17 protein-coding genes are annotated in these 15,434 nt (G+C 65.7%); 10 read left to right on the plus strand and 7 right to left on the minus strand.

What is annotated here, in order from left to right; all coding sequences use genetic code 11:
- The first annotated feature begins 74 nt into the window (after positions 1–74).
- Positions 75–1,052, plus strand: coding sequence for an alpha/beta hydrolase (locus JY500_RS20855; protein WP_206254465.1), 978 nt, complete (start codon positions 75–77; stop codon positions 1,050–1,052).
- A 75-nt stretch (positions 1,053–1,127) separates the two neighbouring features.
- On the plus strand, positions 1,128–2,561 hold the full coding sequence (gene sbcB, locus JY500_RS20860; RefSeq protein ID WP_206254466.1) for an exodeoxyribonuclease I: 1,434 nt from the start codon (positions 1,128–1,130) through the stop codon (positions 2,559–2,561).
- A 1-nt stretch (position 2,562) separates the two neighbouring features.
- Here sbcB and JY500_RS20865 read toward each other — a convergent pair whose 3' ends face one another.
- From JY500_RS20865 to JY500_RS20880, 4 genes are all read right to left on the minus strand, one after another.
- Entirely contained in the window at positions 2,563–2,892 is a 330-nt protein-coding gene (locus JY500_RS20865) for a hypothetical protein (protein WP_172200843.1), read from the minus strand.
- Between the two features lie 126 nt (positions 2,893–3,018).
- Complete coding sequence (locus JY500_RS20870; protein ID WP_172202368.1) at positions 3,019–3,441, minus strand: hypothetical protein; 423 nt, start codon at positions 3,439–3,441, stop codon at positions 3,019–3,021.
- A 46-nt stretch (positions 3,442–3,487) separates the two neighbouring features.
- Entirely contained in the window at positions 3,488–3,742 is a 255-nt protein-coding gene (gene infA, locus JY500_RS20875; protein ID WP_172202367.1) for a translation initiation factor IF-1, read from the minus strand.
- Positions 3,743–3,884: 142 nt separating this feature from the next.
- The gene (locus tag JY500_RS20880) at positions 3,885–4,088 is read right to left on the minus strand and encodes a cold-shock protein (RefSeq protein ID WP_172202366.1); all 204 of its coding nucleotides are present in this window, start codon (positions 4,086–4,088) and stop codon (positions 3,885–3,887) included.
- 241 nt (positions 4,089–4,329) lie between these two features.
- On the opposite strand from JY500_RS20880, the gene dbpA reads away from it, so the two are divergent.
- From dbpA to JY500_RS20910, 6 genes are all read left to right on the plus strand, one after another.
- The gene (dbpA, locus tag JY500_RS20885; protein WP_172202365.1) at positions 4,330–5,745 is read left to right on the plus strand and encodes an ATP-dependent RNA helicase DbpA; all 1,416 of its coding nucleotides are present in this window, start codon (positions 4,330–4,332) and stop codon (positions 5,743–5,745) included.
- 12 nt (positions 5,746–5,757) lie between these two features.
- Positions 5,758–6,339 carry a DinB family protein gene (locus JY500_RS20890; RefSeq protein WP_206254467.1) on the plus strand — a complete coding sequence of 194 codons (582 nt, stop codon included), beginning with the start codon at positions 5,758–5,760 and terminating at the stop codon, positions 6,337–6,339.
- Positions 6,339–7,232, plus strand: coding sequence for a spermine/spermidine synthase domain-containing protein (locus tag JY500_RS20895; protein ID WP_206254468.1), 894 nt, complete (start codon positions 6,339–6,341; stop codon positions 7,230–7,232). The genes JY500_RS20890 and JY500_RS20895 overlap by 1 nt, the downstream gene beginning before the upstream one ends.
- Positions 7,233–7,341: 109 nt before the next feature.
- Positions 7,342–8,379: a M14 family zinc carboxypeptidase gene (locus JY500_RS20900; RefSeq protein ID WP_206254469.1), complete on the plus strand. Its 1,038-nt coding sequence runs from the start codon at positions 7,342–7,344 to the stop codon at positions 8,377–8,379.
- Entirely contained in the window at positions 8,376–9,128 is a 753-nt protein-coding gene (locus tag JY500_RS20905; protein ID WP_206254470.1) for an alpha/beta fold hydrolase, read from the plus strand. The genes JY500_RS20900 and JY500_RS20905 overlap by 4 nt, the downstream gene beginning before the upstream one ends.
- 32 nt (positions 9,129–9,160) lie before the next feature.
- Positions 9,161–9,961: a substrate-binding periplasmic protein gene (locus JY500_RS20910; RefSeq protein ID WP_206254471.1), complete on the plus strand. Its 801-nt coding sequence runs from the start codon at positions 9,161–9,163 to the stop codon at positions 9,959–9,961.
- Positions 9,962–9,974: 13 nt separating this feature from the next.
- On the opposite strand, the gene JY500_RS20915 is transcribed toward JY500_RS20910, so the two are convergent.
- Positions 9,975–11,579 carry a protein adenylyltransferase SelO gene (locus JY500_RS20915; protein ID WP_206254472.1) on the minus strand — a complete coding sequence of 535 codons (1,605 nt, stop codon included), beginning with the start codon at positions 11,577–11,579 and terminating at the stop codon, positions 9,975–9,977.
- A gap of 161 nt (positions 11,580–11,740) precedes the next feature.
- Between JY500_RS20915 and JY500_RS20920 the strand changes: the two genes are divergently transcribed.
- Both JY500_RS20920 and JY500_RS20925 read left to right on the plus strand, forming a co-directional pair.
- Positions 11,741–12,850 carry an OmpA family protein gene (locus tag JY500_RS20920; RefSeq protein ID WP_206254473.1) on the plus strand — a complete coding sequence of 370 codons (1,110 nt, stop codon included), beginning with the start codon at positions 11,741–11,743 and terminating at the stop codon, positions 12,848–12,850.
- Between the two features lie 58 nt (positions 12,851–12,908).
- Positions 12,909–13,145: a DUF1653 domain-containing protein gene (locus tag JY500_RS20925; protein ID WP_206254474.1), complete on the plus strand. Its 237-nt coding sequence runs from the start codon at positions 12,909–12,911 to the stop codon at positions 13,143–13,145.
- Positions 13,146–13,159: 14 nt separating this feature from the next.
- Here JY500_RS20925 and JY500_RS20930 read toward each other — a convergent pair whose 3' ends face one another.
- Positions 13,160–14,620, minus strand: a complete 1,461-nt coding sequence (locus JY500_RS20930; protein WP_206254475.1) for a sensor histidine kinase — start codon at positions 14,618–14,620, stop codon at positions 13,160–13,162.
- A gap of 106 nt (positions 14,621–14,726) precedes the next feature.
- The gene (locus JY500_RS20935) at positions 14,727–15,227 is read right to left on the minus strand and encodes a flavin reductase family protein (RefSeq protein ID WP_172202355.1); all 501 of its coding nucleotides are present in this window, start codon (positions 15,225–15,227) and stop codon (positions 14,727–14,729) included.
- Positions 15,228–15,434 lie beyond the last annotated feature (207 nt).

Genomic DNA, 15,434 nt, shown 5'->3' on the forward strand with positions numbered 1-15,434 from the left:
TCGGCAACAATTCGCGCTTTCACCGGTACCATGCGTATTGCATGATCGCGACATCGTTCGCGCGAGGCACACGCATGAGATTCACGACAACCCTGGCCGCTCTGTTCACGGTCGCGCTCACCGCATGCGGCGGCGGTGGCGACACCACCACCACGCCCGAGCCACCGCCTGGCCCTCCACCGCCACCAACAAACGGCCTCTACGTCAGCCCACAGTTCGACACGACACAGATCGCGCTTTACCTCGATGTGCCGTACTCGAAGCGACCAAACGAGGGCGGCGTGCAGTACACCTCAAGCCTGACGAAGAGCGTTGAAATCGGCACCGCCGAGCTGACGCTGGAACTGGACGTCGCAGTGCCGCCGAACGCCACCGCCAGCGCACCGCAACCGGCGGTGGTCTGGATCCACGGCGGCAGCTTCCTCGCCGGCAGCAAGGAGGAACGGCGCGACGACGCCATGACCTATGCGCGCGCCGGCTACGTCGCGGCGACGATCAACTACCGCCTGACACCCGACAATCAGGCGAACCCGGCGATCCGCGTACGCGCCATCCAGCAGGCGACCGAGGACGCGATGAATGCGATCCGCTACCTGCGGGCGAACGCCGCGCGGTATCACATCGACCGGAACCGCATCGCGACAATCGGCACCTCGGCCGGCGGTGGCATTTCGCTGATCAACGCAATCGAAGCCGACACGCTGCTCAACACGGTGTCGGACTACCCCGGTTTCAGCGCCCACGTGCAGGCGGCGATCGCCACCGGGGCCACGCTGGGGGAATCGGGTATCGACACCAACAGCCTGTTCCATTTCGACGCCAGCGACAGCCCGGTATTGCTGTTCCACGCCAAGGAAACCGACAGCGTCACCGGTGCCACCTGGACCGGCAACGTGCTGCCGACGCAAAAGGCGATCGTTGACGCCGGCGGCAGCTGCACCGTGGTCGCGCAGGACAACATGACGCACACCGTCGACCTGTCACTCGGCGGGCGCTGGTGGCCCCAGCTCAAACCCTTCCTGTGGGAGAAATTGCGACTCGCCGCGATGTAGTGCGACACTTGGGCAGCGCGCCGTAGCGTGCAGGGTGCGTAAAATCGCGGGCTGACCTCCGCGAGACTCCGCCCGATGGCCGACCTGAGCTTTTACTGGCACGACTACGAAACCTTCGGCGTGATGCCGCGGCGCGACCGCCCGGCCCAGTTCGCCGGCGTGCGCACCGACGCCGAGCTGAACGAAGTCGGCGAGCCGCAGATGATTTACTGCCAGCCATCGCCTGACTATCTGCCCGATCCGGAAAGCTGCCTGCTGACCGGCATCCTGCCGCAGACCTGCCTTGAGCGCGGGCTGCCCGAGCATGCGTTTGCCGCGGCGATCGAGCGCGAACTGGCCATGCCCGGCACCGTGGGCGTGGGCTACAACACCCTGCGCTTCGATGACGAAGTCACCCGCCACCTGTTCTGGCGCAACCTCATCGACCCCTACGCCCGCGAGTGGCAGAACGACTGCGGCCGCTGGGATCTGCTCGACGTGGTGCGCTGCATGTACGCACTGCGCCCGGAAGGCATCGTGTGGCCGAGGCACGAAGATGGGCGCCCGTCGTTCAAGCTCGAACACCTCACCGCCGCCAACGGCCTCGCGCACGAAGCGGCGCACGATGCGCTGTCGGATGTGCGCGCCACGATCGCGCTGGCGCGCTTGATCCGTGGCCTGCAACCACGCTTGTGGGACTTCTGCCTGAAGCTGCGCAAGAAGGACGCGGTGCTGGCCGAGATCGATCTCGCCACCCCCAAGCCCTTCCTGCATGTGTCCGGCATGTTCGGGCCGGAGCGTGGCTGCATTGCGGTGGTGTGGCCGCTCGGCCCGCATCCGACGAACAAGAACGAGATCATCGTGTGGGATCTCGCGCAGGACCCGGGCGAGCTTGCTGGCCTGGATGCCGCCACGGTGCGCGAGCGCATGTTCACCCGCGCCGACGCGTTGCCGGAAGGCGTAACGCGGCTGCCGATCAAGACAATCCACATCAACAAGTCACCCGTGGTGATTGGCAACCTGAAGACGCTGAGCCCGACGATGGCTGAGAAGTGGGGCATCGATGTGGCGCAGGCGCTGCGCCATGCAGAAGCTGCGCGCAACATCAAGCCGCTCACAGCGCTGTGGCGAGAGGTGTTTGCGCGACCAGCCCCCGAAACACCCGCAGATGTCGATGAGGATCTCTACGGTGGCTTTGTCGGCAATGGTGACCGCCGCATCCTGAACCAGCTGCGCACGCTGGACGCGGCCGAACTCGCTGGCGAGAAGGTGAGCTTTGCCGATGGACGGCTCGAAGAACTGCTGTTCCGCTACCGAGCGCGAAACTTCCCCGAGACCCTCAGCGAGAGCGAACAGGCGCGCTGGGAAATGCACCGCATCGCGCAGCTGCACCAGGGCGTCGGGGGCGCGCGATCACTGCCGGCGTTCTTCGATCGCATCGACGCGCTGAGCGAAGCCGCGGACGAGCGCGGCGAGGCGATCCTCGGCGCACTGTACGACTACGCCGAGGCGATCGCGCCACCGGCCTGAATCAGCGAATCGGTATCACGATCGGCGGAATCCCGATCGTGATGGCTGGCCGCGAGTAAACCGGCACTGGGGCGGGCACCGGGTAGTACTCGCGGTAGCCGTACACCGGCGCATAGACTGGTGCGTACGCGGGCCGCCAGCCACGGTGTTCGTAAGCCCAACGTTCGCGCTCGCGCCATTCGTGTTCGCGCCACTCATGCGCACGCCATTCGCGCTCATGCCGCTCGTGACGATCCCAGCCACGGTCGTCGTCATGCCAGCCATGTGCCGACGCGGTAGCGGCCGCGAGAAGTCCGACGGTCAAGAAAGCCACACGGGTCAGAGTTTTCATTTGAGTCTCCAGCCAGGCGCTGCGAATGTGGCGCCCGTGAAGGCATCAACGCGCGAGCAGCCGCGGGGCTGAATCTCAAAATGTAAATGTCGTAAGCGGAGGTTTCGCGCCGCCCAGCTTGGCGGCCTACTTCACCGTGACGGCGAAGCTGCCGAGTGACACGGCCTGCAGGGTATCGAGCGGAATACGGAGCGAAGAGTCGCGCGGCAAGGCGAAGCGATTGACGTAGTGAACACGGGTGCGGCCGCTCGCGCGCGCGAGCAAGCTCGATTCGGTTGCACCCATGCCCCCTTCGCGCACGACCACGGTAACCACGTCCGGGTCCTCGCTCGCAAGGCCCATTTCGAAGCCACCCGGGGCAGGCAGGCGCGCCGGCGTCGACAAGGCGAGCCGTTGCTCGCCGGGCCGCATCGTTTGCGGCACCGACATGCGTTCAGCGGAATGTTCGGGCAGATGGTAGGCAATGCCGCCGCAGGCGCTCAGCGCGCCGCACAGCATCACCAGCAGCAGGCGCCTGACGGCGCCGCAAGAGACAAAAGTCGGGTTCATCGCCCGACTATCCGACGCCGTGCGACACGGCGTCAACACGCAACGTTCAGAAGCGGCGGCGCGGTGCGACCGGCCCGCGATTCTCGATCGCGCGGAAGGTAATACGGCCTTTGCTCAGGTCGTACGCGGACATTTCGAGCGTGACCTTGTCGCCGGTAAGGATGCGGATGCGGTGCTTGCGCATCTTGCCTGCGGTGTAGGCGACCAACTCATGCCCGTTGTCGAGCGTGACGCGAAAGCGTGCGTCGGGCAGCACTTCGGTGACTTGACCGTTCATGACGATCGGTTCTTCCTTGGACATGTGGACTCCTCAGGCAATTCGAAAAGGAAAAAGCCCGGCAAATGCCGGGCTTTTCCGGGGGCATCGCGCAAAGCCACAGGGGCTTTGCGTGGTGCCGAAGTACGCGCTGCGTTGGCGGGCTTGATACCCGCCAGCGTCATGCTTACTCCGGGCGGATGTTCGAAGCCTGGTCGCCCTTCGGGCCCTTGGTCACGTCAAACGTGACGCGCTGGTTTTCCTGAAGGGTCTTGAAGCCACCGCCTTGAATGGCGGAGAAGTGCGCGAACAGATCCTGACCACCGCCGTCCGGGGTGATGAATCCGAAGCCCTTGGAATCGTTGAACCACTTCACAGTACCTGCAGCCATGATGAATCTCCTGAATAAAAAATAATGAACAGGGTCTTGCCCTGGTTGGGCGGTCGTCAAGGCGGCGGAACGATGAAAGCAGGAATACCGGAGGTATAAGCGAACAACAGAGACACTGCTTGATTAACGCGAGGCGAACGGTGCGCCCTTTCTGAACATAAAGCAATCTTTATTTTCCGGGCACCAAATTTGGCGCCCACACATTTCGGCCGAAATACCCGTGCAGGACGGATAATTGCGCATGACCCAAACGACCCCGACCCCCGAAGCCACCGCCGCCGCAGGTGGCCCGCCCTTCAGCGAACTGCCGCTGCCGGCCGCCACGCTGGCCAACCTCGCGCTGCTCGGCTATCACACGATGACACCGATCCAGGCAGTCACCTTGCCGGTCGCGCTCGCGGGGCATGATCTGCTCGCGCAGGCCAAGACCGGCTCCGGCAAGACCGCCGCCTTTGCGTTGCCGATGCTGCAACGGCTCGGTGATCGCGGTGGCCGGGTGCGGGCCTTGGTGCTGTGCCCGACACGTGAGCTGGCCGAACAGGTCAGTGGCGAGGTGCGCCGCATCGGCCGCGCGATCGACAACCTCAAGGTGCTGACGCTATGCGGCGGCGCCCCGGCCAAGCCGCAACGCGAAAGCCTCGCGCATGGTGCCGACATCGTGGTCGGTACACCGGGCCGCATCCTCGACCATCTCGGCAGCGGCGCACTCGTGCTCGACGACGTCGCCACGCTGGTGCTCGATGAGGCGGACCGCATGCTCGACATGGGCTTCTACGACGACATCGCCGACGTCGCGCAAGCGTGCCCTGCAGTGCGTCAGACCCTACTTTTTTCCGCCACGTATCCTGATGGGATCGCGCGCATCGCCGAGCGCTTCCTGCACCAGCCGCGCACGGTGAAGCTGATCGAGCAGCACGCGAGCGACAAGATCCGCCAGCGTTTCTACGAAGTCGCCGACGACGCACGCCTCGCTGCAGTGATCCAGTTGCTGCGCCACTATCGCCCGGTCAGCACGCTGGCCTTCTGCAACACCCGCCAGCAGTGTCGCGATCTGGTCGACGCGCTGCTCGCGGCAGGCATCTCGGCGCTTGCGCTGCATGGCGAACTGGATCAGCGCGAACGCGATCAGGTGCTGGTGCAGTTTGCGCAGCGCAGCTGTTCGGTGCTGGTGGCGACCGATGTGGCCGCGCGCGGACTCGACATCGACCAGCTCGAAGCGGTGATCAACGTCGACGTCACGCCGGACCCGGAGATCCATCTGCACCGCATCGGCCGCACCGGCCGCGGCGACGCCGACGGCTGGGCGCTCAGCGTCGTCAGTGCGAACGAAAAGCGCCGGGTTGCCGCCATCGCCGAAGCGCAGCACTTCGAACCGGCGTGGCATGCGTTGGCGGAACTGGAGCCCGATGCCTCGCCGCTGCTGCCGCCGATGTCGACGCTGCAGATCCTCGGTGGCCGCAAGGAGAAGATGCGCCCTGGCGATGTGCTCGGTGCGCTCACCGGCGAGGCCGGTTTCACCCGCGAGCAGGTCGGCAAGATCAGCGTGATGGAGCTGTCCACCTATGTCGCCGTGCAGCGTGAGATCGCCGACGAAGCGGTGCGCCGGCTCGCCAACGGCAAGATCAAGGGCCGCCGCGTGAAGGTACGCAGACTCTGAGGCTGGCGTCCGATGTCCAATCCGCTATCGCATCATTTCTTCACGATGGCCTGCAACAACGCTTGGGCCAACCATCGTCTGCTCAAGGCCTGTGCCGCGCTGAGCCAGGACGAGTTCGTCGCAACGCGGACAAGCTTCTTCCCGACCATCCGCGCCACCCTGAGCCATACGCTGACGGTCGACTGGTTCTATGTCGACGCGCTCGAACGTGAAGCGCGCGGCGAGCCGCCGCACCCGGATTGCTACTGCTTCTTTGCACAGGACGAGCCGTTTGCGATCTGCGCCGATCTGCAGCGCGAACAGGCCGCGGTGGACCGGCGCCTGATCGACTACTGCAAGGTGCTGCAGGATGCGACGCTCGACCGCGTCGTCACCATCGCGCGACCGGGCACGCCGCAGCACGACACGCGCACGCGGCTGCTCGCCCATCTGTTCCAGCATCAGATCCACCACCGCGGACAGGTGCATGCGATGCTGGCCGGTACCTCAGTGAAACCGCCGCAACTCGACGAGTTCTTCTGTGCCGGTGAAGCGGCATTGCGTGCCGCTGATTTCGCGGAATTGGGCTGGCGCGAATCGGAGATCTGGCCTTGATGCGCGGCACGGCACTGCACAGCATCGAAGCCCGGATCACCCCAGACGGCCTGCTCGAATTCCCCGCCAGCTTCCTGCAGGAACGCGGTGTCGTGCGGCTGCTTGAGCCGGCCGATGCCGATCTGCATCATCTCGTGCGTCTGCTACGCGATGGCGAGTATCCGCGCCCCTTCGTGATCGACGACGGCAAGCTGCGGCGCCTGCATTTCACGCTGGCGCTGGTGCAAAGCGAGATGGACGTTGCTGAGCCCTTCGCGCTGCATGCGGCCTACACCCGCAAGATGATGGCCTTCCTGCTGTTCCTGCCGCGGCCCAAGCATGTGGTGATCGTCGGGCTCGGCGGCGGTTCGCTGACCAAGTTCTGCCACCGGCATCTGGCGCGCAGCCGCATAACCACGGTGGAGATCAGCGAGGACGTGATCGCGCTGCGCGAACAGTTCGCGCTGCCGCCGGACGATGAGCGGCTCGCGATCGTGTGTGAGGATGCGGTGGAATACTTCGCCAGCACCGACGACCGCGCCGACGTGGTGCTGCTCGACGGCTACGACGAGAACGGCATCGTGCCGGCCTTCTGCGACGAGCGTTTCTACCTTGCGATCCGCGCACGCCTCAAGCCCGCCGGCATGCTGGTATGCAACCTCGCGGTGAAGGGCGATGAGAGCGCCGCGCATATCGAGCTGCTGCGGGATGTGTTTCGCGACCGGCTGATCGTTCAGGAAGTCGCCGGCGACGGCAACCGCATCGCCTTTGCTTTCAACGACGAAGGCTACCCCCCCGATTGGCCTGCCGTCGAACGTGAAGCGCGCGCCCTCGCGCAACGCCTCGCACTGGATTTCACCGGCTTCGCGCAAAAGCTCGCAAAGAGCGCACAGCGCGAACGACGCAGGCGCTGAATGGCCCAACCAGTGCGGGCACCTTCGGTGCTGTCATATTTCAGCCTCGAATTTCTGCGAACCCGCTCCGGTATCCTCGGGCGCACCCTGCGTGTCCCGACCGAGCACCATGCCCCGCCCTGAACTGCCGCTGCTGAGCGACCTGGAACAGCTGATCCGCCGTGCGGCGGGGCAGGTCGACGCACGCGTGGTATGCGAAGCGCAAGCGGGGCCGGCGCGCTTGCCGGTGTATGCGATCACGCTCGGCAATCCGGATCCGGCGGTGCCGGCGATCGGCTTCTTCGGAGGCGTGCACGGCCTGGAACGCATCGGTGCGGAAGTGGTGATCGAGTACCTGCGCAGTCTTATCACCCGATTGCGCTGGGATGGGCTGCTGCACCGGCAGCTCGAATCGCTGCGCATGGTGTTCATGCCGCTGGTGAACCCGGCCGGCGTGTGGCGTAGCACGCGCGCCAACGGGCGGGGCGTAGACCTGATGCGAAACGCTCCGGTCGAAGCGCTGGAACAGGTGCCCTTCCTCCTCGGCGGGCAACGCCTGACACGCTGGCTGCCGTGGTATCGCGGCCCGCGCGGTGCCGCGATGGAAGCAGAGAGCGCAGCGCTGTGCGAAGTCGTTGAACGCGAACTGCTGCCCCGCCGCTTCAGCCTCTCGCTCGATTGCCATTCGGGCTTTGGTCTGCGCGATCGCATCTGGTTTCCGTTTGCCCATACTGCCGAGCCGATCCGCCACCTGCCCGAAGTGCACGCCCTGAAAGAAATATTCGATCAGGCGCACGCACATCACAGCTATGTGTTCGAACCGCAGAGCCTAAGCTACCTCACGCACGGCGACCTGTGGGACTACCTCTACCTGCGTGCCGGCAGCGCACCCGATCGCGTGTTCCTGCCCCTCACGCTGGAGATGGGTTCCTGGCTGTGGGTGAAGAAGAATCCACGTCAGCTGTTCTCGCGCCACGGCATGTTCAACCCGGGCAAGGCACACCGCCAGCAACGCGTTTTGCGTCGGCACATGGCCTGGCTGGATTTCATGGCGCGCGCGGCGGCGAGTTGCGCGCTCTGGTTGCCGGATCCGGCTGCCCGTGCGCATCACTACGAGATCGCGATGCGCGACTGGTACGGCGCCCACACCGCGGCGGGCGCGGCATGACGGGCGCCACGCCGACAACCTGGGTGCTGCTGCGCGGCCTCACACGCGAACAAGGCCATTGGGGCGACTTTCCCGATCGCCTGCGCGCCGCGCTGCCCGGCAGCCGCGTGCTGACACCGGACCTGCCCGGCAACGGCCAGCTCAATATGCAGGAGAGTCCGACCAGCGTAGAAGCGATGGCCGACGCGGTGCGCGCCCAGCTTAGCGCTGACGGCGTCGCGCCGCCGTATGCGGTGCTGGCAATGTCGCTCGGCGCGATGGTGGCGGTTGCATGGGCCGCGCACTACCCGCAGGAACTGTCGCGAATCGTGCTGATCAACACCAGCCTGCGCCCCTTCAGCCCGTTCTGGCAGCGGCTACGCCCACGGAACTACGCGACGCTTTTGCGGCTGGCCGTGCTTGGAACCCCTCCCCAAATTCGGGAGGCCGCCATCCTCAGAGCCACCACACGGCTGGTCGTCCACGCAGAAGCGGTGCTGGACCACTGGCAGGCGCTGCACACGGCGCGACCCTGCAGCACGCGCAATGCGCTGCGCCAGTTGATCGCCGCCGCACGTTTTCGTGCCCCACGGCAAGCGCCCGCGGTGCCTGCTTTGCTGCTCTGCGGCCAGCGCGATGCCTTGGTCGATAGTCGTTGCTCGCACGCGATCGCGCACACCTGGCAGCGCCCACTTGCGGTCCATCCAACCGCCGGCCATGATCTGCCGCTGGACGACGGCGATTGGGTGATTGCGCAAATCGTCCGTTGAGTACGTATCCGCCATCGCAGAACGGGGGATCGATGCGGGTCTTGCTATCGTGGAAACGCATTGGCAGCTGGGGCGTGCTTCTCGCCGCCGCCTGTGCCCTGTCGCCGCTGGCTGCGGCTACCGTGATCGACATCGATGCGGAAGACGCAGCCGCACCGTGGTCACAGGACGATGGCCGCGGCGCCGCCAACGAGATCGTGCGTGAAGCCTTTGCACGCGGCGGCGTGGCGATCCGGATGCATACCGTGCCCTATGCCCGCTGCAAGGCAGAGATGCTGGCGGGCAGCGTAGCGGGCTGCATCGCGGTGGGTGCGAACGAAGCGCTCGGCGCGGGCACCCGCCTGCCGCGCACGCCGCTCTATCGTGTGCGCACCGTGCTGGTGTCGCGGGAACACGCCGCGGTATCAGGGTGTAACGCGTCAGACTGGCCGGCGGACACCCGCGTTGGCCGCGTCCATGCCTACGAGTACGCACCGCGTTTCGAGCAAGCAATGGCGACGACGCGCATCGCGACCACCGACCTGAATTCCGAAGCGCAGGGCCTGCGGATGCTTGCTGCTGGCCGTGTCGACGCGATCGCGCTTCAACTCGACGCGCTGAAGACGCTTGATTACGTGCAGCGTCAGGCAGCAGTGCAGGCACCGCTGCAGGTGGCCTGCGACTTCGGGCCGCTGGACAGCCATGTCGGCTTCAGCATGCGGCACCCAGAAGGCGCGCGCGCACTGGCCGCCTTCGAGCAGGGCTACGCCGCCATGCTGGCGGACGGCAGTGCCGAGCGCATCCTCGAAAGCTGGCGCGAGCGGCTGATGCTGACAACGCCACCGCGGCGCTGAGCAGAAACCCGCGTCAGGAACTGCACGACAAAGCAGAGCAGCCCGGCTTGTGGCGCGCCCACTCCGGCCGGCGCGCAAACCAGGCTTCGTGCTCCGGTTGCTCGTCGTAGGGGCGCTGCAACAGTTCCAGCAAACGCTCGGTCGGCGCCATATCCCCTTGGGCTGCGGCATCAATCGCCTGCTGCGCGATCCAGTTTCGCAGCACGTACTTCGGATTGCTGCGTTGCATGCGGCCAATGCGCGATGCGCCCGGCTCTGCTTCGTCGCGAACCCGCTGGGTGTAACGCAGCAGCCAATCGGCGAGCGCACGGCCGTGTTCGGCCTCCAGCACCGCTGGGGCGTAGAAGGCCTCGCGCAGCGGCGTAAGCCGCGCCTCGGCCGCGACGTCGGCACCCGTTGGTACGTCGGCGAGGCGACGGAAGAAGATCGTCATGTCGGTCTCTGTCTGCTGCAAGAGACCAAACAGGTCGACGATCAGCGGGTCGTCGTCCTCGCGCGTCGCAATGCCTAGCTTGTCTGCCAGCATGCGTGACCAATGAGCGCCGAAGTCGATGCGATACCGCTCCAGCCCGGCACGCAGCGCATCGTCGTCGCCGACCAGGTCGCTCAGCGCGCCGGCCAGGCGTGTCAGGTTCCAGTACGCGATCTGCGCCTGCTGGCCGTAGCAGTAGCGGCGCCCCTGCGCATCGGTGGTGTTGGGGGTCCAGCCAAGGTCGAAGCCTTCCAGCCAGCCGTAGGGGCCATAATCGATGGTGAGGCCCAGGATCGACATGTTGTCGGTGTTCATCACGCCATGCACGAAGCCGATGCGCATCCAGTGCGCCACCATCAGCGCGGTGCGTCCGCAGATCTCGTCGAACCAGGCCGCGTAGGTCGCGGCGCCCGGTTCGCCGAGGTACGGGTAGTGATGCCGGATCACCCAGTCCGCCAACGCCTTAAGGTTTGTTGCTTCATTCTCGGCGGCGAAGATCTCGAAATTGCCGAAGCGCACGAAACTCGGGGCGACACGACATACCACCGCGCCGGGCTCGGTTTGCGGGTTGCCGTCGTAGAACATGTCGCGCACGACGCCCTCGCCAGTGGCTACCAGCGACAAGGCGCGCGTGGTCGGCACCCCGAGATGATGCATCGCCTCGCTGCAAAGGAATTCGCGCAAGGATGAGCGCAGCACCGCGCGACCGTCGGCATGACGCGAGTACGGCGTGCGGCCCGCACCCTTCAGCTGCAGCTCCTGTCGCTGACCGCCGCGGTCGAAGATCTCACCCAGCGTGATCGCACGCCCATCGCCCAATTGCCCCGCCCACTGGCCGAATTGGTGGCCGCCATAGCGCGCCGCGTAGGGCTGCATGCCCGGCAGTACACGCCCGCCGCCGAGAACGTCAGCAACCATGCCGCTGCCTGGTAGCGGGCGCGCAATGCCGAGCGATTCGCCCAGCGCGTCGGACCAGGCCAGCAGCCGCGGCGCCGCGACGGGCGTCGGCAAGACGCGGCTGTATGCCGCACCGGGCACCTGACGCGGCACATTGTGGCTACCCGGATCGGCCGCATGGGAGCGCACGAACAGGTCGTCGAAAACCAGTTCTTCGAACGGGCGCAACAGGGCATCAGGGGCATTCATCGTCGGGGTTCTCCGGGGTCTCGGTCTGTTCTGACCACGGCGCCATGCACCGGTTCGTTGAAGATACGACCAAAGAGTGAAATGAGAAATGTTTCCGCGCCATACCGTCAATCGCCGATGCTAGGATCGCGCGATGTCATCGGAATAATCGGAGTCGACGCATGTCCAAGATCAGCACTGCCCTGTTCGCCGCACTAGTCATGCTCGGCGCCTTGGCCCAGCCGGCTCTTGCCGAAAGGGGCGCCGATCACCCCGAAGTCAGCCGCTACCCCGGCGCGGTGATCGAGGGCTACGACTTCAAGGAATACGAAGAGGCACAGCTGATCCTGAGCCGTCCGGCCTATCGCGGCGGCGAATTCACTGCTGACAAGGTGCTGCCGCTCGAAGGTCGCGTCACCTACATCCACTACGAGATGCCAAAAACAGCGTCCGCGCTGCAGGTGTTCCGCAACTACCAGTCGGCGCTGAAGCGCTCCGGTTTCAGCGAGCTATTCGTCTGCGACCGCCCCTGCACCGATGCGAACCTCAGCAGCTTCAAGGCGCTGATGAAGGCGCGCGACCTCTACCTCAACGGCAGCCGTGAGAACCAGTACCTGGCGGCCAAACGCGGCAACACCTATGTGTCGCTGTGGGTCAATGACCTCGGCGAGCCGAACGCGTGGCTGTTCGTGATCGAGAAAGGCAGCCTGGACGACAACCAGATGGCGATCAGTGGCGAGAGCCCGATCGCGAAGTCCCTCAGCGAACAAGGGCGGGTGGATCTCTACGGCTTCCAGTTCGACACCGGCAAAGCAGTGCTGCGCGACAGCTCGCAGGCCACGCTGAAGGAACTCGGCAAGGTCTTGCAGGACAACCCGACGCTGCAGATCGAGGTGATCGGCCACACCGACGATGTCGGCGGTGCCGACGCCAACCAGCGGCTGTCGGAAGCACGTGCGCGCGCCGTGACCGAAGCGCTCGCCCGCAACGGCATTGACGCCTCCCGCATGCTCGCACGCGGCATGGGGCAGACGCAGCCGCTCGCCGCGAACACCGACGAAACGGGCCGTGCGAAGAATCGCCGTGTCGAGATCATCGCGCAGCGCCCCGCCGCCACGGCCGCAGCCCAAACCAGCCGACCCGCACCGCGGCCGCAAACGCAGACAGCGCCTGCGAACGGCAACAGCAACGAGAGCAACAAGTCGGCCGCCGATACGACCCGCTCGGTCATCGACAGTGCCACGACGGCGATCGACACCGCCTACAAGCTCAAAGGCCTGCTGGGCCTGTAATCCGCCGCAAGGACGATGAAAGCGCCATAATCGGCGCTTTCCAGTCCGCCCCGCCGCTATGGAATCCAATGATCTACCGCCGCTGCCCGAGCTGCGTCCAGGCCGCTACCGCCACTACAAAGGCGGCGAGTACGAAGTCCTGGGTGTTGCGCGCCATAGCGAAACGCTCGATGCGATTGTGGTCTATCGCCCGCTGTACAACAGCAGCGGGCTTTGGGTGCGGCCGTACGCGATGTTCGTCGAGACGGTCACGCACGAAGGCGTGGTGCAGCCGCGTTTTGCGCCCCTTCAGTAGCCGCTCGCGCCGCGTCAGGTGCGCAGCGGTGCACTGAGGGGCAGACGGATCGTCACGGTGGTGCCGACATCCGGCTGGCTTTCGAGCCGGATATCGCCCCCCAGCACACCGTGCACCAGGTTGTAGGCCACATGCAGCCCGAGGCCGCTGCTGCCTTGCGCCAGGCGGGTCGTGAAGAACGGGTCGAAGACCTTGTCGATCTGGTCTGCGGCGATACCCGCTCCGTTGTCCCGCACGATAATCTCCACCCCTTCCGCCACAAGGTTCGCGCCAAGCTCCAGTCGCGCATCGCCCCTGCCGGCGAGCCCGTGCACGAGCGCGTTGTCGACCACGCTTGAGAGTACTTGCTGCAGGGCCGCCGGGTAGCTGTCGAGCATCAGCCCGGATGGCGCGTCGAGCACCAGCGTACCGCGAAGTGCGCGCAGGGCGGGCGCAAAGAGATGGGCGATGTACTGCAAGGTATCGCTGACCGAAAACGCGGAGCGCACCGACGCCGGCTGCTCTACCGCGACGGCCTTGAAGCTGCCGACGCTGGCCACCGCACTCGCGATCGCCTGTTCCATCAGCACCGCGGCTTCGGAGACATCGGTGATGAACGCGCGGATATCGGAACGCCGCAAGCTGCCTTGTGCAAGTTCGCCAAACTCCTCGCAACGCGACAGCAAGGTGGTGGCGAGGACCCGGGCGTTGCCAAGCGGGGTATTCAGCTCGTGCGCGATACCAGCGACCATGCGCGCGAGGCTGGCAAGGCGGCGCGCCTCCAGCAGCGCGCTCTGCGCCCGCTGCAGATCCTCGAAGGCTTGCGCCAGTTCGACGTTGCGTTGGTCCAGATCGCGCGTACGTTCAGCGACCCGCTGTTCCAGCGTGTAGTTGAGTTGCTCGTAGCGCGCATTGCTCTCGGCGAGTTCGGCCCCGCGCCGGCGCTCGGCCTCGTCCATCGCCGCGCGCTCGATGGCGATCGCCGCCAGATGCGTGGACGCGCGCACCGCGTCGCGGTGAAACGCCCCCGCGCCGCGACACGCGGCGAAATACAGCGCAAACGTGCCCAGGATGGCGCCGGCACGCGCGCGTATCGGCGTAGACCAGCACGCCCGCAGGCCGTGAGGCAATGCGAGGTGTTTGTAGGGCGTCCATAGCGGATCGTTGGCGATGTCGGTCACTTCTACCGCTTCGCCGCGGTAGGCGGCAGTGCCGCAGGACCCGACCGCCGGCCCGATCTCGACCCCATCGATTGCCCGTACGTACTCGTCAGGCACGCTCGGGGCGGCGCCATGACGCAGATGGGTGCCTTCTAGCAGCAGCACGGTGCAACGGACATCCCCGGCGAGCAGTTCGACACCGCGACACAGCAGATCCAGCGTGTCATGCAAGGGCTTGCCTCGCGCGACGGCTTCGAGGATGTCGTTCTGAAGCGCGAGAAGCTCGGAGCCCCGCTCAGGGCATTCGAGTCTCCCCAGTTCCACCGATGCAGACATCGCGGCACTCCGGTATCAGGTCGATCAGCGCTGCAGCCAGGTCATCAAAGCCGCCTCATGATGCGCCCCGCCGGCCCGCAAGTACAAGCGGACCACGACCGCGAGCCTAGTCGACCGACAGGTAGCGGTAACGCCCTGCGTGGTAGATCAGCGGTTCGCCTTCGCCCCGTTCAAACGCCTCGACCTGGCCGATGAACAGCAGGTGATCACCGCCGTCGTGGCGGATGCCATTGCGGCATTCGAACCAGGCACAACAGTCCTGCAGAAGCGGCGCGCCAGTCACGCCTTCGCGCACATCCAGCTCGGCAAACTTGTCCTCGGCACGCGTCGCGAACCGCTGCGACAAGGGCTGCTGGTGCGTGGCCAGCACGTTGATTGCGTAATGGCTGCAGCGTTCGAAGTCCGCCAGCACCGGAAGGTGACGCGCAAGACTCCACAGCACCAACGGCGGGGTGAGCGACACCGAGTTGAAGGAATTCACCGTCAAACCGATACGTCGGCCCTCCGGCGTCCGCGCCGTCACCACGGTGATGCCGGTGGCAAACATGCCCAGGGCACGACGGAAGGCAATCGTGTCGAACTCGGGCGAATCGTCGGAAACGGACATGCGGAAAATCTCGGTCGCTGCGGAGGCCGGATTATGCTGCGCGCCGCGGGCCTCGTCGACCCGGCGAGCAACAGGGGCATTTCGGGATTCAAGGCGGCCAGAATGCGGCCGTAATCAATTTTGCGAGCGGCCAGGCGGAAGCGAGTCTCGGCGGCGAACCGGCCTGTTTCTGCATGACTGAGCCGCTCGCACCTCACCACCCGGTCT

The organism is Niveibacterium microcysteis (genome assembly GCF_017161445.1).
Lineage (GTDB): Bacteria > Pseudomonadota > Gammaproteobacteria > Burkholderiales > Rhodocyclaceae > Niveibacterium > Niveibacterium microcysteis.